This is a genomic window from Kutzneria sp. CA-103260, assembly GCF_018263855.1.
Classification (GTDB): domain Bacteria; phylum Actinomycetota; class Actinomycetes; order Mycobacteriales; family Pseudonocardiaceae; genus Kutzneria.
In genome coordinates this window covers 7,862,823-7,882,289 of the sequence record NZ_CP073318.1, presented here as the reverse complement: position 1 = coordinate 7,882,289, position 19,467 = coordinate 7,862,823, and the positions used below count along the sequence as shown (strand labels likewise).

17 protein-coding genes are annotated in these 19,467 nt (G+C 70.6%); 6 read left to right on the top strand and 11 right to left on the bottom strand.

Going from position 1 to position 19,467, the window contains the following annotated elements; all coding sequences use genetic code 11:
- The first annotated feature begins 53 nt into the window (after nucleotides 1-53).
- Nucleotides 54-377: a hypothetical protein gene (locus tag JJ691_RS34575; protein ID WP_211763762.1), complete on the top strand. Its 324-nt coding sequence runs from the start codon at nucleotides 54-56 to the stop codon at nucleotides 375-377.
- Here the strand turns inward: JJ691_RS34575 and JJ691_RS34570 are convergent.
- Genes JJ691_RS34570 through JJ691_RS34555 form a run of 4 tightly spaced genes read right to left on the bottom strand, consistent with a single transcriptional unit; the run spans nucleotide 356 to nucleotide 5,603 of the window.
- Entirely contained in the window at nucleotides 356-1,111 is a 756-nt protein-coding gene (locus JJ691_RS34570) for a nucleotidyltransferase domain-containing protein (RefSeq protein ID WP_211763761.1), read from the bottom strand. The two genes, JJ691_RS34575 and JJ691_RS34570, sit on opposite strands and share 22 nt — an antisense overlap.
- Entirely contained in the window at nucleotides 1,108-1,779 is a 672-nt protein-coding gene (locus JJ691_RS34565) for a nucleotidyltransferase domain-containing protein (protein WP_211763760.1), read from the bottom strand. Before JJ691_RS34565 ends, JJ691_RS34570 begins: the two co-directional genes overlap by 4 nt.
- Complete coding sequence (locus JJ691_RS34560; protein WP_211763759.1) at nucleotides 1,780-4,260, bottom strand: polynucleotide kinase-phosphatase; 2,481 nt, start codon at nucleotides 4,258-4,260, stop codon at nucleotides 1,780-1,782. It abuts the gene before it with no gap.
- A complete protein-coding gene (locus JJ691_RS34555; protein WP_211763758.1) occupies nucleotides 4,257-5,603 on the bottom strand; it encodes a 3' terminal RNA ribose 2'-O-methyltransferase Hen1 in 1,347 nt (448 codons plus the stop codon). The genes JJ691_RS34560 and JJ691_RS34555 overlap by 4 nt, the downstream gene beginning before the upstream one ends.
- A gap of 67 nt (nucleotides 5,604-5,670) precedes the next feature.
- On the opposite strand from JJ691_RS34555, the gene JJ691_RS34550 reads away from it, so the two are divergent.
- Nucleotides 5,671-7,683: a thioredoxin domain-containing protein gene (locus JJ691_RS34550; protein WP_211763757.1), complete on the top strand. Its 2,013-nt coding sequence runs from the start codon at nucleotides 5,671-5,673 to the stop codon at nucleotides 7,681-7,683.
- Nucleotides 7,684-7,857: 174 nt separating this feature from the next.
- Nucleotides 7,858-8,415 (top strand): hypothetical protein, encoded by a 558-nt coding sequence (locus JJ691_RS34545; RefSeq protein WP_211763756.1) that lies wholly within the window; start codon nucleotides 7,858-7,860, stop codon nucleotides 8,413-8,415.
- A gap of 30 nt (nucleotides 8,416-8,445) precedes the next feature.
- Here JJ691_RS34545 and trhA read toward each other — a convergent pair whose 3' ends face one another.
- A complete protein-coding gene (trhA, locus tag JJ691_RS34540) occupies nucleotides 8,446-9,123 on the bottom strand; it encodes a PAQR family membrane homeostasis protein TrhA (protein ID WP_211763755.1) in 678 nt (225 codons plus the stop codon).
- 81 nt (nucleotides 9,124-9,204) lie between these two features.
- Here trhA and JJ691_RS34535 point away from each other — a divergent pair, with 81 nt between their 5' ends.
- The gene (locus JJ691_RS34535; protein WP_211763754.1) at nucleotides 9,205-9,990 is read left to right on the top strand and encodes an isoprenyl transferase; all 786 of its coding nucleotides are present in this window, start codon (nucleotides 9,205-9,207) and stop codon (nucleotides 9,988-9,990) included.
- A 72-nt stretch (nucleotides 9,991-10,062) separates the two neighbouring features.
- Here JJ691_RS34535 and JJ691_RS34530 read toward each other — a convergent pair whose 3' ends face one another.
- Both JJ691_RS34530 and JJ691_RS34525 read right to left on the bottom strand, forming a co-directional pair.
- On the bottom strand, nucleotides 10,063-10,362 hold the full coding sequence (locus JJ691_RS34530) for a hypothetical protein (RefSeq protein ID WP_211763753.1): 300 nt from the start codon (nucleotides 10,360-10,362) through the stop codon (nucleotides 10,063-10,065).
- Nucleotides 10,363-10,558: 196 nt separating this feature from the next.
- Nucleotides 10,559-10,885 (bottom strand): hypothetical protein, encoded by a 327-nt coding sequence (locus JJ691_RS34525; protein WP_211763752.1) that lies wholly within the window; start codon nucleotides 10,883-10,885, stop codon nucleotides 10,559-10,561.
- Nucleotides 10,886-11,143: 258 nt separating this feature from the next.
- Between JJ691_RS34525 and JJ691_RS34520 the strand changes: the two genes are divergently transcribed.
- Together JJ691_RS34520 and JJ691_RS34515 are read left to right on the top strand one after the other, a co-directional pair.
- The gene (locus JJ691_RS34520; protein ID WP_211763751.1) at nucleotides 11,144-12,364 is read left to right on the top strand and encodes a DUF885 domain-containing protein; all 1,221 of its coding nucleotides are present in this window, start codon (nucleotides 11,144-11,146) and stop codon (nucleotides 12,362-12,364) included.
- A 424-nt stretch (nucleotides 12,365-12,788) separates the two neighbouring features.
- Complete coding sequence (locus JJ691_RS34515) at nucleotides 12,789-14,078, top strand: PhoH family protein (RefSeq protein WP_211763750.1); 1,290 nt, start codon at nucleotides 12,789-12,791, stop codon at nucleotides 14,076-14,078.
- Between the two features lie 178 nt (nucleotides 14,079-14,256).
- Here JJ691_RS34515 and JJ691_RS34510 read toward each other — a convergent pair whose 3' ends face one another.
- From JJ691_RS34510 to JJ691_RS34495, 4 genes are all read right to left on the bottom strand, one after another.
- Nucleotides 14,257-15,027, bottom strand: a complete 771-nt coding sequence (locus tag JJ691_RS34510; protein WP_211763749.1) for an ABC transporter permease — start codon at nucleotides 15,025-15,027, stop codon at nucleotides 14,257-14,259.
- Nucleotides 15,024-16,082: an ABC transporter ATP-binding protein gene (locus JJ691_RS34505; protein WP_211763748.1), complete on the bottom strand. Its 1,059-nt coding sequence runs from the start codon at nucleotides 16,080-16,082 to the stop codon at nucleotides 15,024-15,026. The genes JJ691_RS34510 and JJ691_RS34505 overlap by 4 nt, the downstream gene beginning before the upstream one ends.
- A gap of 132 nt (nucleotides 16,083-16,214) precedes the next feature.
- Nucleotides 16,215-17,657, bottom strand: coding sequence for a GuaB1 family IMP dehydrogenase-related protein (locus tag JJ691_RS34500; protein WP_211763747.1), 1,443 nt, complete (start codon nucleotides 17,655-17,657; stop codon nucleotides 16,215-16,217).
- Between the two features lie 75 nt (nucleotides 17,658-17,732).
- On the bottom strand, nucleotides 17,733-19,277 hold the full coding sequence (locus tag JJ691_RS34495; protein WP_211763746.1) for an ATP-dependent DNA ligase: 1,545 nt from the start codon (nucleotides 19,275-19,277) through the stop codon (nucleotides 17,733-17,735).
- Nucleotides 19,278-19,467: the final 190 nt, after the last annotated feature.

Genomic DNA, 19,467 nt, shown 5'->3' with positions numbered 1-19,467 from the left:
ACGCCCGTCCGCCCGGCACTCTTGCCGCCATGCCACGGGGATTCGGAACACTCATGATCATCGAGGCCGCCACCTTCCTGCTGGCCTCGCTCGCCCACCTCACCGTCGAGTGGGAGCCCGGAGCCGCCGGCCCCGAAGCCCTCATCGGCGTCGTCATGGCCGTCGGCGCCTTCTTCGCCTTTCGCGGCCGCTGGGCGGTGGCCCTGGGCACCAGCGCCTTCGCCGCCTTCGGCACCATCGTCGGCCTCACCATCATCAGCAGCGGCCTGGGTCCCAAGTCGGTTCCGGACCTCACGTATCACGCCCTGATCCTGACCACCCTGATCGTCAGCATCGTGCTGATGGTCCGCTCGCGTCAGGCCTTGAGCCGCAGCTGAACCACGAAGTCATGCAGCTCGGGCTCGGCCGAGGGCTGCTCGGGGAGGGTGGACTTCTCCTGGGCCTCCACCAGCGCGGCCAGCCAGCGTTCGTAGGTCTGCCACAGCAGTTCCGGCGACGGACCGTCGGACAGGGGAAGGTGCTCGCCGCCGGCCTTGACGGCGATCAAATCGGGCAGGAACGAGGGCCCGCCGAGCTCGGCGACGAGGGTGGACAGGTTGGCCTCGATCACGCCGGTGCGCATGAGGTGGATGCCGGTGAGCAGAGCCCGGAAGGTGTAGAGCAGGGGCTTGAGCTCGTTGGTGCGGCCGAACAACTGCCACTGGGTGCGGGCGAAGCCCCGGTAGTGGTGGGCATGCCGCCGGGTGACGCAGCCGGGGGCGAAGCGGGCCAGCTCGGTGTGGGCGTCGGAGGTGGACACGACCAGCGGCGAGAGCAGCTGCTCCAGGACGTAACCGTTGGGGCGCAACAGGAGTCGGGCGAACTTGAGCAGGTCATGGGTGACCAGGTCGAGTTCGACGCCGTCCCGCTGCCACATCCGCTCCAGGGTCTCGGGCCCGTGCCGGAGCCCGACGACCTCGTCGGCGGGCAGCAGGTGCACGCCGCGCAGGTCCACGTCGGAGTCGGCGGAGGGGAACCCGTACAGGTGCGCGCCGGACACGGTGGCGAACAGCAGCCGGTACGGCTGCTCGGCGACGACCTCGCGCAGCCCGGGCACGTCCACGGTGATCACAGGTCCTCCAAGGCGGATCTCCGGCGCACCGACACCAGCCAGTCCTCGACGGCGGCGGTGTCGGGCACGGCGGGCAGCGGAGAGCGGAGCACGCCCCGCGCGGTGCGGTCGCGCAGATCCTCCACCCATTTCACGACGTCCTTCCAGGGCACGTCGCCGTCGCGCACGGCCAGCAGCTGCGCCCGGTGTTCGCCGACGCGCACCACCAGCTCCCCGGTGGTCAGCAGCCGGTCGCACTGGGTCAGCAGCCGGATCACGTGCATGACCGCCTTCCACCGGGGCGTGCCGCCGCTGGCCATCGCGGCGGCGGCCCGCGCGAAATGCTGCGCGGTGGCCCGGCGGTAGCTGTCGGCGGCCCGCTGGGACAGCAGCGCCGGCAGCAGGGCCCGCAGCTCGTCGCCGACCGGCGTGCACATCTCGACCAGGTCGGAGGCGAGCATCTCCAGCGCGTTGGGATTGGCCTTCAGCGCCAACGAGAGGAAGTGCTCGACCTCCCAGCTCACCCGCTCCTGCTCCGGGCCGTCGACCGAGGTCGGCGGCTTCTCGAAAGTCCAGAACAGCCGGGTCGGCGGCACGTACACGCCCCGACGGTCCACATCGGACTCGTCGGTGTCCAGGCCCTGCGCGTGCGAGCCGACGACCACGGACAACACGGTGTGCTCAATCATCTACAGCCTCGGATCCACCGGCTCGGACTCCAGCGCCAGCACCGCGAACACGCATTCGTGCACGCGCCACAGCGGCTCGCCCCGGGCCAGCCGCTCCAACCCCTCGATGCCCAGCGCGTACTCCCTCGCCGCCAGCGACCGCTTGGCCGCCAGACCCCGCTGCCGCAGCCGGTCGATGTTGCCCGGCTCGGTGTAGTCGGGCCCGTAGATGATCCGCAGGTACTCCCGCCCGCGCACCTTCAGCCCCGGCTGCACCAGCCCACGCCGGCCCCGCGTGAGGTTCGCGAGCGGCTTGACGACCATGCCCTCGCCGCCGGCCGCGGTCAGCTCCTCCCACCACCGGACACCGGCCTTCACCGACTCCGGATCGGTCGTGTCCACGGTCAGATTGGCTGTGGTGGCGAACAGTTCCGGGTCGGCGGCGGACAGCTGCTCGGCGATGGCGAGGTGCCAGGAGTGCGGCCGGTCGTGGTAGGTGGCGCCTTCCGACGCGAGTAGCTGGAACGGGGCGATCCGCACCCCGTTCAGGCCCTCGGTCGGCCAGCAGTAGCGCTCGTACGCCTCACGGTAGGCGACGACGTTGGCGGCCCGGGATTCCGTGCGCGTCAACAGCTCCGTCACGTCCACGCCGCGAGTCGAAGCTTCCCGCAGCACATCCACGGCTACCGGCAATGCGCCGGTAGCCGCCGCGCCGACCGCCGCGTACTGCTCCCGGATCAACGTGCCGGCCTTGGCGTTCCACGGCAACAGCTCGCAGTCCAGCAGCAGCCAGTCACTGTCCAAAGTAGACCAGATTGAGGACTTCGTGACTGCGGAACGGATCCGCTCCAGTAGCTGCCCGGTCAGCTCCTCGTTGAAGAACGACCGCCCGGTCCTGGTGTGCACGGCGCCGCCGTCGCGCGACACGAGAACCACGGCCCGGGACCCCATGTGCTTCTCCTCGCACAAGACCCGATCCACACCGTCGTGCAGGAAGCCCGAGAACGCCTCCTCCGGGTGCTCCAACACTTCCGGGCGCGCGGACGTGGCGACTGGCGCCATCGTCGGCGGCAAGTACAGCAGCCTGGCCGGCTCGATGGCGAACCGGCTCATCACCTCGATCGCCGCCGCCGCGTTCTCCGCCCGCACGGTCAGCCGCTCGTGGTTCGCGGTCTGCACGATCCGCTTGCCGATCACGTCGGTGAGGTCGAGCTCGTCCGGCGGGCGCGCCGGGGTCGTCGGCGTCAGCGGCCGCACCGGCTCGTACCAGACCTGCTGTGCCGCAACGGAAACAATCTCCCGTTCCGGGTACCGCAGCGCCGTCAGCTGGCCGCCGAACACACAGCCGGTGTCCAGGCAGATGGTGTTGTTCACCCATTCCGTCGACGGCACCGGGGTGTGCCCGTACACCACGGTCGCGCTGCCGCGGTAGTCGTCGGCCCACGGGTACCGCACCGGCAGCCCGTACTCGTCGGTCTCGCCGGTGGTTTCCCCGTACAGTGCGAAGCTGCGCACCCGTCCGGAGGCCCGCCCCTGGTACCGCTCGGGCAGCCCGGCGTGGGCGACGACCAGCTTGCCGCCGTCCAGGACGTAGTGCGACACGAGGTCGTAGCAGAACTGCTCGGCCTGCTTGCGGAACTCCTCCGACTGTTCGGACAGCTGCGCCAGCGACTCCGCCAATCCGTGTGTCACCTGCACATTGCGCCCGCGCAGGGCTCGGACCAGCTTGTTCTCGTGGTTCCCGGCCACGCACAGCGCCGTGCCGGCGGCGACCATGTTCATCACCAGCCGCAGCACGCCCGGCGTGTCCGGACCGCGGTCCACGAGGTCGCCGACGAACACCGCGCGCCGGCCGGCCGGGTGCGACGCGAAGTCGCCGTCGACGTGGTATCCCAGCCGGGTCAACAGTTCCGTCAGCTCAAGCCGGCAGCCGTGCACGTCGCCGATGATGTCGAACGGCCCGGTCTCGGTCCGCTTGTCGTTGACCAGCGGCTCGCGGCGGATGGTGGCGGCCTCGACCTCCTCCGGGGTGCGCAGCACGTGCACCCGCCGGAAGCCCTCCTTCTCCAGGAACCGCAGCGACCGGCGCAGGTCGTTGCGCTGCCGCCGGATCACGTGCACGCCGAAGTCCCGGTCCGGCCGGGCCTGGTTGCGCTCGAAGCACACCGACTCCGGCAGGTCCAGCACGATCGCCACCGGCAGCACGTCGTGCTCGCGGGCCAGCCGCACCAGCGACGCCCGCCCCTCGCGCTGCACGTTGGTCGCGTCGACCACGGTCAGCTTGCCGTTGTGCAAACGCTTGCCGGCGATGTGGTGCAGCACGTCGAACGCGTCGCCGGTGGCCGACTGGTCGTTCTCGTCGTCGGACACCAGACCCCGGCAGTGATCACTGGAGATCACTTCCGTGCCGCGGAAGTGTTTGCGGGCGAAGGTGGACTTGCCCGAGCCGGACGCGCCGACCAGCGCGACCAGCGACAGCTGTGGGATGACCAGCTCGCTCAAGCCCCCTCCTCCCTGGTGAAAACGGCCATCTGCGTCGGCGGACCCAGCTCCGGGTCCGACTCTCCGACGGGAAGGTACTGGACGCGGTAACCATGCTGCGCGGCAACGGCTTGCGACCACGCCGCGAACTGCGCCCGAGTCCACTCGAACCGGTGGTCCGGATGGCGGAACGCACCCGCGGCCAGGCCCTCGTAGCGGACGTTGTACTCGACGTTCGGCGTGGTGACGACCACCGTCCGGGGCTTCGCGGCGGCGAACACCGACCGCTCCAGCGCCGGCAGCCGTGGCGGGTCGATGTGCTCGACGACCTCCATCAGCACCGCCGCGTCATAGCCGGCCAGTTCAGCGTCCCGATAGGTCAACGCCGACTGTCGCAGCGTGATACGTCGCAGCTCACGGTCGTTGAGCCGGTCGGCGGCCGTGCGCAGGGCCGCCGCCGACACGTCGACGCCGAGGATCTCCGTGAACTGCTCGTCCTTGACCAGCAGACGCAGCAACGCCCCCGGCCCACAGCCGAGGTCCACCACACGCCGCGCGCCGGACTGCCGCAGCACGGCCAGCACCGCACCCCGACGCAGCTCCGCGAGCGACTCTCGGCGCTGTGTCAATTCTTTTGGGTCAGGTTCGGCCTCGTCGGTGTCGAACTCGTCCACCTCGCCCAGCCGCTCCAGCGCCGATCGGACGTAACCCCGTTGGTGCGCAAGGTAACGCCGGCTGATCAGCTCCCGTTCCGGATGCCCGGCCAGCCAGCCCTCGCCGGCCCGGAGCAGCTTGTCGATCTCGTCGTGGGACACCCAGTAGTGCTTCGAGTCGTCCAGCACGGGCAGCAGCACGTACAAGTGGTTCAGCGCGTCGGCCAGCCGCAGCGAGCCGGTCAGCCGCAGGTCGACGTACCGCGACTCCTCGATCTGAGCCACGGCCACGGCCCAGCCCAGCGGCTCGAACAGCCGGCGCACCAGGTCCGCGCCGCCGCGCGCCGGCACCACCGGCAGGTGCATGCTCAGCGGCATGTCCCGGCCCGGCAGCTCCGGCTTCAGGTCGCAGCGGCCGTTCATGGCCGTGCGGAACACCGACCCGAGCGCCACCCCCAGCATCGAGCTGGCGGCATAGGGCCGGTCGTTGACGTACTGGAACAGGCCCTGACCTCGGTCGCCACGAACCAGCGCGATGGGGTCGACCTCCAACAGCAGCGCCGCCGTGCACTCCGCGTCGGTCGCGCGCGGGTAGAACACGTGCGCGGCGCCCGCGGACACCGGGAACGTCTGCGCCTTGTCCGGGTGCTTGTGCAGGAGGAAGCCCAGGTCAGTCGCCTGCGGCATGGTGGTGGTCAGGGTCAGGAGCACGCGCGCCAGTGTCCCGGATGGTCACGGGGGTGCGCATGTGGATTGTTGGAGTGGCAGGCTGAGGCGTATGGCCAACCGCCTCGCCGGCTCCACGAGCCCGTACCTGTTGCAGCACGCCGACAACCCGGTCGACTGGTGGCCGTGGTCGGAGGAAGCCTTCGCGGAGGCGCGCCGCCGCGACGTGCCGGTGCTGCTCTCCGTCGGCTACGCGGCGTGCCACTGGTGTCACGTGATGGCGCACGAGTCCTTCGAGGACTCCGAGACCGCCGAGCTGATGAACCGGAACTTCGTCAACATCAAGGTGGACCGCGAGGAACGCCCGGATGTCGACGCCGTGTACATGGCCGCCACCCAGGCCATGACCGGCCAGGGCGGCTGGCCGATGACCTGCTTCCTCACGCCGTCCGGCGAGCCGTTCTACTGCGGCACCTACTCGCCGCCCGACCCGCGGCCCGGCATTCCGTCGTTCCGGCAGCTGATGGCGGCCGTGGTCGACGCCTGGACCACCCGTGGCGACGAGGTCCGGCAGGCCGCCGGCCAGATCGTGGCCGAGTTGGCCAAGAACGCCAAGCCGCTGCCTGAGTCCACTGTGGATGCCGAGGTGCTGGACGGCGCGGTGGTGTCGCTGCTGGCCGAGTACGACCGCGCGCACGGCGGATTCGGCCGTGCGCCGAAGTTCCCACCGTCGATGGCCCTGGAGTTCCTGCTGCGCCACCACGAGCGCACCGGCTCCGTGCAGTCGCTGTCGCTGGCCGAGGGCACCTTCGAGGCGATGGCTCGCGGCGGCATGTACGACCAGCTCGGCGGCGGCTTCGCCCGCTACAGCGTGGACGCCGGCTGGGTCGTCCCGCACTTCGAGAAGATGCTGTACGACAACGCCTTGCTGCTGCGGGCCTACGCCCACCACGCCCGCCGCACCGGCTCGTCGCTGGCTCAGCGGATCGCCGTCGAGACCGCCGAGTTCCTGGCCGGGGCCCTGCGCACCGAGGAGGGCGGGTTCGCCGCCGCTATGGACGCCGACACCGACGGCGTCGAAGGCCTCACCTATGTGTGGACGCCTGCTCAGCTGGTCGAGATCCTCGGCCCGGACGATGGTGCCTGGGCTGCAACCGTTTTCGAGGTCACCGAGGAGGGCACCTTCGAGGAGGGTGCCTCGACCTTGCAGTACCTCCGGGACGTCGAGGACGTGGACCGCCTGGCATCCGTGCGGGAACGTCTGTTGGAGGCCCGACAGGAGCGGCCGCAGCCGGCCCGCGACGACAAGGTCGTGACGGCGTGGAACGGGCTCGCCATCGGTGCCCTGGCTGAAGCCGGCGCCGCGCTCGGGCAGCCGGCGTGGATCGCGCTGGCGGCGACGGCGGCGTCGTTGCTGGTGCGGGTGCACCTGGTCGACGGTCGGCTGCGGCGGACCTCCCGCGACGGGGTTGTCGGCCCTGCGGCCGGCGTGCTGGAGGACTATGGCTGCCTCGCCGAGGGGCTGCTGGCCCTGCACCAGGCCACCGGTGCGGCGGAGTGGCTGGAGGTGGCCGTGGAGCTGCTGGACACCGCCCTGGCCCGGTTCGCCGATCCGACCGAGGCCGGTGTTTTCCACGACACCGCTGACGACGCCGAGCAGCTGGTGGGGCGGCCCGCCGACGTCAGTGACAACGCCAGCCCCTCCGGCGCGGCGGCGCTGGCCGGCGCGCTGCTCACGGCGTCCGCGCTCGTCGGCTACGACCGGGCATCGCGCTATCGGGAGGCCGCCGAGGCCGCCGTCACCCGGGCTGGGCTGCTCGTGGCTCGGGCCCCGCGGTTCGCCGGGCACTGGCTGACCGTCGCTGAGGCCATGACCCAGGGGCCGATCCAGGTCGCCATCGCCACCGCGCACGGCGACCCCCGCGGCGAATCGCTCCGTGACGTCGCGCTGGCCCACGTGCCCGGCGGCGCCGTCGTGCTGGCCGGCGAGCCCGACTCCGTGCCGCTGCTGGCCGACCGCCCGCTCATCTACGACGCCCCCGCCGCCTACGTCTGCCGCGGCTACGTCTGCGACCGCCCCGTCAACTCCACCGACGAACTCCTCGTCGCCCTCGAACGCCGTTAAGCCCTCCCCTTAATCACCTTCAATTTTCTCCCACATGTGGTCCACAGGTGGCGCTGGAAGTCGAATGCGCGCCACATGTGGCGTTCCGCCGCGGGTGAACGAGGGTTGTTGCGGGTGTTGCCGGGCGTACTGTGAAGCGGTGTAATGATGTAATCAACTAGGTGGGAGGGCGTCATGCACGGACGCTTCGCACGTGGACGCGGCTGGCAGCAGGGCGAGGTCCCGTCGGCCGACGACGCGCCGGCCTGGTTCGCCGGGCGGCTGCCCGACGGCTGGTTCACCGGCGCGCCGGAGATCACCATCGACCGTGACGAGATCGTCGTCGTCGGCGAGCTGCCGGCGCTCGACGGGGAGTTCGCCGACGACGCGGCCCGCGCGGCCGCCGAGTCCGGCCGGATCAGCCGGTACCGCGAGCAGACCCGCGACGAGCGGATCGAGATCGCCCGCCAGGCCGAGCACCGCTACGGGCGCAAGGTCGCCTGGGGCGCGAAGCTGGGCGGCACCACGGAACTGTTCACCACGCTGTCCTCGCCGGTGATGACCCGGCTGCGCCAGCCCGAGCGGCTGGTGCTGGACACGCTCGTCGACGCCGGCGTGGCCCGGTCCCGTTCCGAGGCCCTGGCCTGGGCGGTGCGGCTGGTCGGCGAGCACGCCGACACCTGGCTCACCGAGCTGCGCGAGGCCATGCAGAAGGTCAACGACGTGCGCAGCCAGGGCCCGGATCTGGGCTGAACACGCGCTCTGCCCGTGGGCCGGCGCCGCTCACGGATAGAGCGCGAACCAGATGGCGATGTAGTGGCAGAGCGCGGCCAGCACCGTCGCCGCGTGGAAGAACTCGTGGTACCCGAACACCTTCGGCCACGGGTCGGGCCACTTGGTGGCGTAGAAGACCGCGCCGGCGGTGTACAGCGCGCCACCGACGAGCAGCAGCACCAACGACGCGATTCCCGCGTGGTGCAACAGATCGGGCAGCACGAACACCGCGACCCAGCCCAGCGCGATGTAGATCGGCACGCCCAGCCAGCGCGGCGCGTGCGGCCACACCATCTTCAGCGCCACGCCGAGCAGCGCGCCGCCCCACACCACCGCCAGCACGATCGTGCCGGTGGTGCCCGGCAGCGCCAGGACCGCGAAGGGCGTGTACGTGCCGGCGATGAACACGAAGATCATCGAATGGTCCAGGCGCTTCATCAGCGTTCGCGCCCGGGCGCTCAGCCAGTGGTGCCGGTGGTAGAGCGCGCTGACCCCGAACAGGCCGAGAATCGTCAGGCTGTACACAGCGGTCGCGAGCGCGGCCGTCGCCGACACAGTGGCCGCGGCGACCGACACCAGCGTCGCGCCGGTGGCCAGCGAGGCGAAGAACGACCAGAAGTGCAGCCACCCCCGCAGCCGAGGCTTGGGCGGGGTGGGCGGGATGTGGTCGAGGGCCGCAGCGGTCACGTGCCCGAGGTTACGGCACCGTAGGTTGCGCGGTCACCGTGATGTGACCCGCCTCCACTGCCCGGCGTACCCTCCGGTGGCGTGGGTCTTCGCAAGCGCCTCAGCCGGATTGTCTACGGCCTCTACGAGATGCGTCTCAACCAACAGATCACCGCGGCCAGCCGGCGGCCCCGGCACGTGGGCGTGGTCCTGGACGGAAACCGTCGATGGGCCAAGGAAGCCGGCTTCGAGGACGTCGCCGACGGCCACCGCGCCGGCGCCCGCAAGATCGCCGATCTGCTGGAGTGGTGCCGTGAGGCCGAGGTCGAGGTGGTCACGCTGTGGCTGCTGGCCACCGACAACCTGAAGAAGCGCTCCAGTGAAGAGCTGTCGGCGCTGCTGCTGATCATCGCCGACGTGGTCGACGAGCTGGCCGAGCCGGAGAACCCGTGGCGGCTGCGCATCGTCGGCGCGCTGGACCTGCTGCCCACCGACATCGCCAACCGGCTCACCGCGGCCGGGCAGCGCACCGCCAACCGCACCGGCATGGAGGTCAACGTCGCCGTCGGCTACGGCGGCCGGCAGGAGATCGCCGACGCGGTGCGCAAGCTGCTGCTGCAGCACGCCGAGGCCGGCACCCCGATCGAGGAGCTGGCCGAGGTGCTGGACGTGGACCACATCTCCGAGCACCTCTACACCTCCGGGCAGCCCGACCCGGACCTGCTCATCCGCACCTCCGGCGAGCAGCGGCTGTCCGGCTTCCTGCTCTGGCAGTCTGCGCACTCGGAGTTCTGGTTCACCGAGGCCTACTGGCCCGCGTTCCGGCACGTCGACTTCCTGCGGGCGCTGCGGGACTATGCCTGGCGGCACCGCCGCTACGGCTCGTAGACCCCTTGTACACGCCGAGAGGGCCCCGGAACCACCACGGTTCCGGGGCCCTCTCGGCGTGTGGGGGCTTGCTCAGCCGCCGTGGTGGTCGCCGCTGTTGGAGGCGGCCACACCGTCGACGCAGTCCTTGACGAACGTCGGGTTGAGCGCGTTCACCGCGACGGCCACCGGGCCACCGGCGATGGTGTTGTTGGTCAGGCACATCGGCACGTCGACGTTCTCGGCGACGTGGTCGTCGTTGACCAGGTGCAGGTCGTTCACGTTGGCGGTGCCGGCCTGGTCCGGGCCGTGCATCGGGGACGCGAAAGCCGGCGAGCCGACCAGCGCGATGCCGGCGGCGGCGATGGCAACGACGGCAGCCTTCTTCAGCACGTCTGCACACTCCTTCTCGGGGAATTACCGGCGAACCGGCCTTGCTTGGTCAGGAAACCTACTCGGTGTTTACGATCCGCACCGGGCGACTAACACCATTGTGTGATCATCTCGGCGTGTCGCGGGCCGTAAACAGCCGAAAGCACCGGCGCGCGAAATAGCGCTCCGGTGCTTTCGGATCAGGGCTGGGCCGAGATCAGCCGCCGTGGTGGTCGCCGCTGTGCGAGATCGCGGCGCCGTCCACGCAGTCCTTGACGAAGGTCGGGTTCAACGCGTTGACCGCGACCGCGACCAGACCGCCGGCGATGGTGTTGTTCGTGGCGCACACCGGGATGTTCACGTTCTCCAGAACGTGGACGTCGTTCAGCGCGTGCACGTCGTTGATGTTGGCCACACCGACCTGGTGCGGGGTGTGGTGGTCCATCCAGTGGCCCTCGCCGGGGGTCCCGGCGAACGCGGGCGCGCTGAGGACCATCACGCCCGCCGCAGCGGCAGCGGCGACTACGCCAGCCTTCTTCAGCACTTCCAACACTCTCCTTCGTACCGGGGAATAACCTGGAACCACCGAAACGGGGGTTCGTCAGGCTCGGGGCCCTTCGGAGCGAAAACCTACTCGGACTACAGACATGTTGCCCACCGCGCTAACACCATTGTGTGATCGGTTCGCCACCGCGGGTGGCACGTTTCGGTGGTCTTGCCGTCGACTGCATTTCTCGGACAGCAGTTTGCTCCGGACGGTGGTAGGTGTCGCCGCGGCCGGCCGCCTAGGCTCGCAGTTCTCATGGAACTCCAGGTCGTGCGCGAATATCTGATGCTTGGGCTGCGAATCGATCGCGTGCTGCCGGGCGTGGTCGACGCGTACACCGGACCGCCGGCGTTGCGGGCCGAGGTCGCCGGTGAGCCTGTCCCCGATCCGGGTGAGTTGTGTTCGCGTGCCGCCGAGCTGTGCCGGGCCGTCGCCGACGCCGACCTGAGCGCGCCTCGACGGGAGTTCCTCACCGCCCAGCTCGTCGCCATGCAGACCACGTGCGCGCGCCTGGCCGGTGCCCCGATCGGCTTCGTCACCGAGGTCGAGGCCTGTTTCCAGACCACCATCGAGCTCGGCCACCCGGACGTCTACGCCCAGGCCCACCGGCAGTTGCGGCGGCTGCTGCCGGGACTCGGCTCCCTGCGTCGCAGGGTCGCGCGGTATCGATCGGGTGAGGAGATTCCGAAGGAACGCATCGCCGACTGCGTCCGGCTGCTGTCCGCCGACCTGCGCGCCCGGGCCGAAGAGCGGTTCGGGCTGCCGGCCGGCGAGACCGTCGAGTACGAGATCGTCGACAACAAGGCGTGGAGCGGCTTCAACAGCTACCTCGGCGACTACCGGTCCCGGGTGTCGCTGAACGTGGCCCAGGGGCATCGAGTGTCCACCTTGGCCCATCTCATCGCGCACGAGGCGTATCCAGGGCACCACACCGAGCACTGCCGCAAGGAGGCCGGCGCCATCCGGCAGGACGGGCAGTGGGAGCAGAGCATGTTCGTGCTCAACACGCCGCAGTGCCTGGTCGCCGAGGGGCTGGCCGAGCTGGGCGTGCAGGCCGCTGTCGGCGCCCACTGGGGCGGCTGGGCCACCGAGCTGTTCGCCGAGGCCGGCGTGCACGTCGACGGCGAGCTGCTGGCGGCCGTCGACCTGGCCACCACGACGCTCCAGCGCGTGCGCCAGGACGCCATGCTGATGCTGCACGACCGCGGGGCCGACGAGGAGGACGTGGTCCGGTTCCTGTCCCGATGGCTGCTCGTGCCCGAGTTCCGGGCGTACCGGCTGTTGCCGTTCCTGACCGATCCGCTGTGGCGCTCGTACACCACCACCTACGTGGAGGGCTCGCGGCTGGTCCGCCGCTGGCTCGCCGCCGGGGGTTCGGAGCCACCGTCCACCCGGTACTCCCGCCTGTTGGGCGAACCGCTCGTGCCGGTTTCGCTTCGCGCAGAGCTGACAACTACCGACAGTAGTCTTATCTGATCACTCGTATGTCGTATCGACGCAGGTCAGCCCGGGTTTCCCGGAGATGGCCGGTCGGCGGTGGATCTTGACTCTCCGTGGCAGTTCGGTGACGACTGCGTGAATCACCTGTGTGGCAGCCTGCAAACAGGGGGCAGCCGCAGGTAGCTTTCGAAGTGACGGGTCGTGTCCAATGCGAACCGTCCCGGGAGGCCCTGGTCGTGACGGTGAGCGCGAGGGGGCCGGCACCCGGCCCTCTTGGGGCGTGCGGCTGACGCCGACGGCGTCGGACAAGCGTTCCAGCTGGGTGGTGTGCCTGGCCCATCGAGGGAGCGAACGCGGGTGCCGCGCTCGCGAGGGAGTTGCCGTGACTGCACGACGTCCCGCCAGCCGTTCCTCAGGCTCTGCCCGTAGCGCCGCGAAAAGGCGCACAACCCCCACCTTTGTGCTCGACACCTCGGTCCTGCTGTCCGACCCATGGGCGCTGACCAGGTTCGCCGAGCACTCGGTTGTGCTGCCGCTCGTGGTGATCTCTGAATTGGAGGGCAAGCGTAACCACCCCGAGCTGGGCTGGTTCGCCCGGGAGGCGCTCCGCCTGCTGGACGAGCTCCGCCTGCGGCACGGAAGGCTGGACTCCCCGGTCCCGATCGGCGACCAGGGCGGCACCCTGCACGTCGAGCTCAACCACACCGACCCGGAGGTGCTGCCCGCCGGCTTCCGCACCGACTCCAACGACGCCCGCATCCTGGCCTGCGCGTTGAACCTGAAGGCCGAGGGGCTGCAGGTCACCCTCGTCACCAAGGACATGCCGCTGCGGGTCAAGGCCGGCGCGTGCGGCCTGGACGCCGACGAGTACCGGGCCCAGGACGTCATTCCGTCCGGATGGACCGGCATGACCGATCTGGACGTGGAGCAGGAGGTCATCGACACCCTGTTCAAGGAGAACACCATCGAGCCGGCGCTGTTCGACCTGGGCGACGCCGCCGAGCTGCCGTGCCACACCGGCCTCCGGCTGCTCTCCGGCTCCTCGTCCGCGCTGGGTCGCATCACCGCCGACAAGCAGATCCGCCTCGTCCGCGGCGACCGGGAGGCCTTCGGCCTGCACGGCCGCTCCGCCGAGCAACGCATCGCCCTGGATCTGCTGCTCGACCCCGACGTCGGCATCGTCTCCCTGGGCGGCCGCGCCGGCACCGGCAAGTCGGCGCTGGCGCTGTGCGCCGGTCTCGAGGCCGTCATGGAGCGGCGACAGCACCGCAAGGTCGTCGTCTTCCGCCCGGTCTACGCCGTCGGCGGCCAGGAACTCGGCTACCTCCCCGGTTCCGAGACCGAGAAGATGCAGCCCTGGGCCCAGGCCGTCTTCGACACCCTCGGCGCCCTGGCCAGCCAGGACGTGCTGGACGAGGTCATCGATCGCGGCATGCTCGAGGTGCTGCCGCTGACCCACATCCGCGGCCGTTCACTCCACGACTCCTACGTCATCGTCGACGAGGCCCAGTCCCTGGAGCGCAACGTCCTGCTCACCGTGTTGTCCCGCCTCGGCGCCAACTCCCGCGTCGTGCTCACCCACGACGTCGCCCAGCGTGACAACCTCCGGGTCGGCCGGCACGACGGCGTCGCCGCCGTCATCGAGAAGCTCAAGGGGCATCCCCTCTTCGCCCACATCACCCTGACCCGCTCGGAACGCTCCCCGATCGCGGCCCTGGTGACCGAGATGCTGGAGGACTACGCCAACTGAGGCTCGGACACGCCGGAGGCCCGGGACGCGACGCGTCCCGGGCCTCCGGCGTTGCCGTTTCGGGTGGTCCGGCTCCATCTGGCTCGCTTCGCCGACCTGCTCGCCTTGCCGACCCGCCTGCTCGCCTTCAGGCAAGCCCTGCTCTTTACCTTTCCCCGGCCGGTCTCTTTGTCGGGCCTCAGTCCAGAGCGCGGCGCATGAATCCCCGCACCCCGATCGCCCCGAACAGTCCGATCGCGCCGACCAGGACCAGCAGTGAGACCCACAGCGCGATGTTCTGGCTGTTGGGCAGCAGCACGGCCCGCATGGCCTCGCTGGCGTAGGTGAGCGGGTTGAGCGCGCACACCACCTTGAACCAGAGCAGATCGCTGTTCAGCGAGGACCACGGGAACTGGGTCGAGCCGGTGAACATCAGCGGCGTCAGGATGACCGCGAACATGATGTTGATCCGGCGCGGCGGCACCGAGGTGCCGATGACCATGCCGATCGCGGCTCCAGCCAACGACCCGAGCACCAGCACGACCAGCACCAGCGGCAGGCTCGAAGCCGGCCAGGTCAGGCCCAGGATCGCGAACCCGATCGGGATCATCAGGATCGCCGCCAGCAGCCCGCGCAGCGCGCCGAAGACCATCTTCTCCACGGCCACCATGGCGATCGGCATCGGCGCCAGCAGCCGGTCCTCGATCTCCCGGGTCCAGGAGAAGTCCAGCACCAGTGGCAGCGTCGTGTTCTGCAGCGCGCCCAGGAACCCGTTGAGCGCCACCACCCCCGGCAGCAGCACCTCGCTGAAGTTGCCCTGCACGAAGCCGATCTGGGTGAGCACCTTGCCGAAGATGAACAGCGTGAAGAACGGCTGGATGACCACCTGGGCCAGGAAGCTCGGCAGCTCCCGCCCGGTGACGAAGACGTCTCGCCCGAGGACGGCGTTGAAGGTCCGCAGGGCCGTCACCGGAGTTCCCTTCCCGTCAGGTGGATGAACACGTCCTCCAGGCTGGGCTTGCCCAGCGCCAGATCACTGACCTCACAGCCCAGTCCGCCCAGCGCGCTGAGCGCCGACGGCAGCACCACGGCCGCCTCGAAGTCGGAGTAGAGCCGGAACTGATTGGCCTCGGGAGCCCCACCGACCCCGTTGCCCCCATTGGGTCCGCCGGCCCCGCTGGGTCCGCCGGTCGACGGTGGTGCGCCGCCTGGGAACCCGCCGTTGCCCCCGGCGATCTGCTCCACCCGTTCCACACCGTCCACAGCGGACAGCTTCGCCGCCACTTCGCCGCTCGCCACCCCGCCCAGACTGACCGTGAAGGTGATCGTCGTGCGCCCCGGCAACGACTTCGTCAGCTCGGCGGGCGTGTCCAGCGCCAGCAGCTTGCCGTGGTCGACGATGCCGACCCGGTCGCACAGCTTGGCCGCCTCGTCCATGTCGTGAGTGGTCAGCACGACCGTGACGCCCTCGGACCGCAGCTGCGCCACCCGGTCGTGCACGAACAGCCGGGCCTGCGGGTCCAGCCCCGTGGACGGCTCGTCCAGGAACATCACCTTCGGCCGGTGCATCAGCGCCCGGGCGATCATCACCCGCTGCGCCTGGCCACCCGACAGCGTGTCGATGGCGGCCTTGGCGTGGCCGGTGAGCCCCATCCGTTCCAGGATCTCGTCGGCCAGCCGCGTCCGCTCCGCCCGCGCCACCCCGTGGTACGCGGCGTGGAACAGCAGGTTCTGCCGGACGTTCAGCGACCGGTCCAGGTTGTTGCGCTGCGGCACCACGGCCAGCACCTGCCGGGCCCGCTGCGGATCGGCGACGACGTCGACGCCCTGCACCAGCGCGCGACCGCTGGTCGGCAGCACCCGCGTGGTGAGCACGCCAACCGTTGTCGTCTTGCCGGCGCCGTTCGGCCCCAGCAGGCCGAACACCTCACCGGCGTGGACGGTGAAGCCCAGCCCGTCCACCGCCGGTCTCGGGTTCTTGCCGTACCGCTTGACCAGCTCCTCGACCACGACCGCGTCAGTCACGGCGCCACCTTAGGTCGGCCAGTTAATGGGGACAACCCATTTCTTTGTGGCCAGCCGATCTGTGCCCGATGGGGTCACGGCCGCCGAGCAGCGCGAACCGCTGTCCCGGCAGCCACGTGGCACACCCTCATGTCACCAGCCGCCGGGCAGCGGGCGACCCTCGGCGAAGCCGGCCGCCGACTGCACGCCCAACACCACCAGGTCGTGGAACTCCTCCAGGTTGTGCGCGCCCGCGTAGGTGCACGAGGAGCGCACACCGGCGCAGATGGCGTCGAGCAGGTCCTCGACCCCCGGCCGCAGCGGGTCCAGCCGCATGCGGGAGGTGGAGATGCCCTCCTCGAACAGACCCTTGCGCGCCCGGTCGAAGGCGTTGTCGCCACGCGTGCGCGCGCCGACGGCCCGCTTCGAGGCCATGCCGAACGACTCCTTGTAGGGCTGGCCGGCCTCGTCCCGCTGGAGATCGCCGGGCGACTCGTAGGTGCCGGCGAACCAGGACCCGACCATCACGCTGGACGCCCCGGCGGCGAGCGCGAGCGCCACGTCCCGAGGGTGCCGCACGCCGCCGTCGGCCCACACGTGCTTGCCCAGCGCACGGGCCTGCGCCGCGCACTCGGCGACCGCCGAGAACTGCGGCCGGCCGACGCCGGTCATCATCCGCGTGGTGCACATCGCGCCCGGCCCGACGCCGACCTTGATGACGTCGGCCCCGGCCTCCACCAGGTCCCGCACACCGGCCGCGGTGACCACGTTGCCCGCGACCACCGGCACCGATCCCAGGTCGAGCTTGCGCACCGCCTGGAGCGCGGCGAGCATCTTCTCCTGGTGACCGTGCGCGGTGTCCACGACCAGCACGTCCACCCCGGCGTCGAGCAGCTCCGCCGCGCGGGCGGCGACATCGCCGTTCACCCCGGTCGCGGCCGCGACCCGCAGCCGACCGCCGGCGTCCAGCGCGGGCGCGTAGATCTCCGCCCGCAGCGCGCCGACCTCGGTCAGCACGCCGGCCAGCCGGCCGTCGCCGTCCACACCCAGGGCGACCTTGGTGGACCGCCCGTGGAGCCGGTCGAAGACCTCCCGCGGCGCGGTGTCCATCGGCAGCGTCACCACGTCCGGGTTGGCCACCTCGCCGACCCGCGTGAACCGGTCGACGCCGTGGCACGCGGCCTCGTCCACCACACCCAGCGGTCGGCCGTCGCCGTCCACCACGACCACGGCCCCGTGGGCCCGCTTCGGCAGCAGGTTCACGGCGTCCGCGACCGCGTCGCCGGCCCGCAGCACCAGCGGGGTGTCCCAGACCGTGTGCCGGGCCTTCACCCAGGCGGTGATCTCGGCGACCGCGTCCGGGGCCACGTCCTGTGGCAAGACCACCAGACCGCCCCGGCGGGCGACCGTCTCGGCCATCCGCCGGCCGGCCACCGCGGTCATGTTGGCCACCACGATCGGGATCGTGGCGCCGGTGCCGTCGGAAGTCGCGAGGTCCACGTCGAACCGCGACTCCACGGTGGAACGGCCCGGGACGACGAAGATGTCGTCGTAGGTGAGGTCGTACTGGGGCTCATGCCCGTCAAGGAAGCGCACGAGACTCCAGAATACGGGGAGTCCGCGCCGGTCACGAGCGGACTCGCCCCGCGCGGCACGCGCGGCATGAAACGGTCAGCCGGGCAGCAGCGCCCTGACCTGATCGATGGTGTCGGCCTCGCTCACCTCCTTGTCCGGCCGGTAGCGCAGGACCCGCGCGAACCGGAGCGCCACACCGCCCGGATAGCGCGGACTCACCTGCACACCGTCCAACTCGATCTCCACCACGATCTCGGGCCGGACCTGCACAGTGCCGAAGCTCGACCCCGCGAGCGAGTCTTCGGCCAACTCCCCGGAATCGACGGCGATCTCCTGGAACGCCTTGGTCTGCCAGGCCAGCAGCTCGTCGGTGAGGCCCTTGAAGGTCTTACCCACCATGACCGGCGGGCCGCCGTCCGGATCGCGCGCCCCGAGGTGCAGGTTGGACAGGTAGCCACGGCGTCGGCCGTGACCCCACTCCGCGGCCAGCACCACCAGGTCCAGGGTGTGCACCGGCTTGACCTTCTGCCACGACTTGCCGCGCCGCCCGGCCGCGTACACCGAGTCCAGCGCCTTGACCATCACCCCCTCGTGCCCGGCGGCATGCGCCGCCGCAGCGATCTCCGCGGCCCGGTCGGCGTCCGGCTCCATCGCTCCCGGGATGCGGAACGGCCCGGCGACCCGCTCGAGCGCGGCCAACCGGTCGCGCAGGGGCAGGTCGAGCAGGTCGTCGCCGTCCAGGTGCAGGCAGTCGAAGTAGTAGGGCCGCAGCAGCAGCTCCCGGGCGCTGGTCGCCCCGAACCTGCTCATCGTCTCCTGGAACGGACGCGGCCGGCCGTCGTCGTTGAGCGCGAGCGTCTCCCCGTCGAGCACGACCGACTCGCAGGGCAGGCCGCGGACCTGCTCCACGAGTTCGGGCACGCTCGCGGTGATCTCGCGCAGCGTTCTGGTGTAGACGTGCACCTCGGATCCATTGCGGTGCACCTGAATGCGGGCTCCGTCGAGCTTGTACTCGACAGTGACCTCGCCCAGCTCGGCCAGCGCCGACTCCAGCGACTCGGCCGGGGAAGCCAGCATGGGCCGGATCGGCCGGCCGACTTCCAGGCCGAACGCGGCAAGCGCCGCCGCGCCGCCGGACCTCGCCTGCTCGGCCGTGGTGTGCAGCCGGCCGCTGAGCATGAACGCCCGGCGGACCGCGTCCACCGGCACGTCGAACGCGGCGGCCACCGCGTCCGTCATCACCCCTTCCAATGCGCCCTGCCGGAGTTCGCCGGTGAGCAGCCGGAGCAGGAAATCCTGTTCCGGTGCCGTCGCACGGGCCAGGGCGGCGGTCAATAGCTCGCTGCGCCGCTGGGTCGACCCCTTGCCACTGGTGCCTGCCACCTGGGTCAGCAGGTCGTCGACGTCAAGGATGGACAGGTCCGGCTCGGCCGCGGCCGGCACCTCGATCGAGACCAGCGTGCGCCAGCCCGCGCCGACCTTGCCCTGCCTGGGCAGGCCGACCAGGAACGCGGTGGCCGCTTCCACTTCACGTGGGTCTTCGAGCTGCCGCAGCAGCTCGCTGAGCGCGGCCACCTTCGCCAGCCGGGACCTGGTTTGGGCCACGGCTGCCGAGGTGGATACGACTTCGGCGAAGCGCATGGGCCCATCTTGCGCCCCCACCCTGACAATCACATGCCGCGCGTTCCGCGCGGGGCGAGTCCGCTCGTGACCGGCGTCTTCGCTTGCTGGATTTTCGAGCGCCGCGTCAGCGGGATGGTGGGGCGCGTCGGGTGGCGGCCCTCAAAAAATCCAGCAACCGCTCCAGACGCCGGCGCGGCCTCGCGCCTCC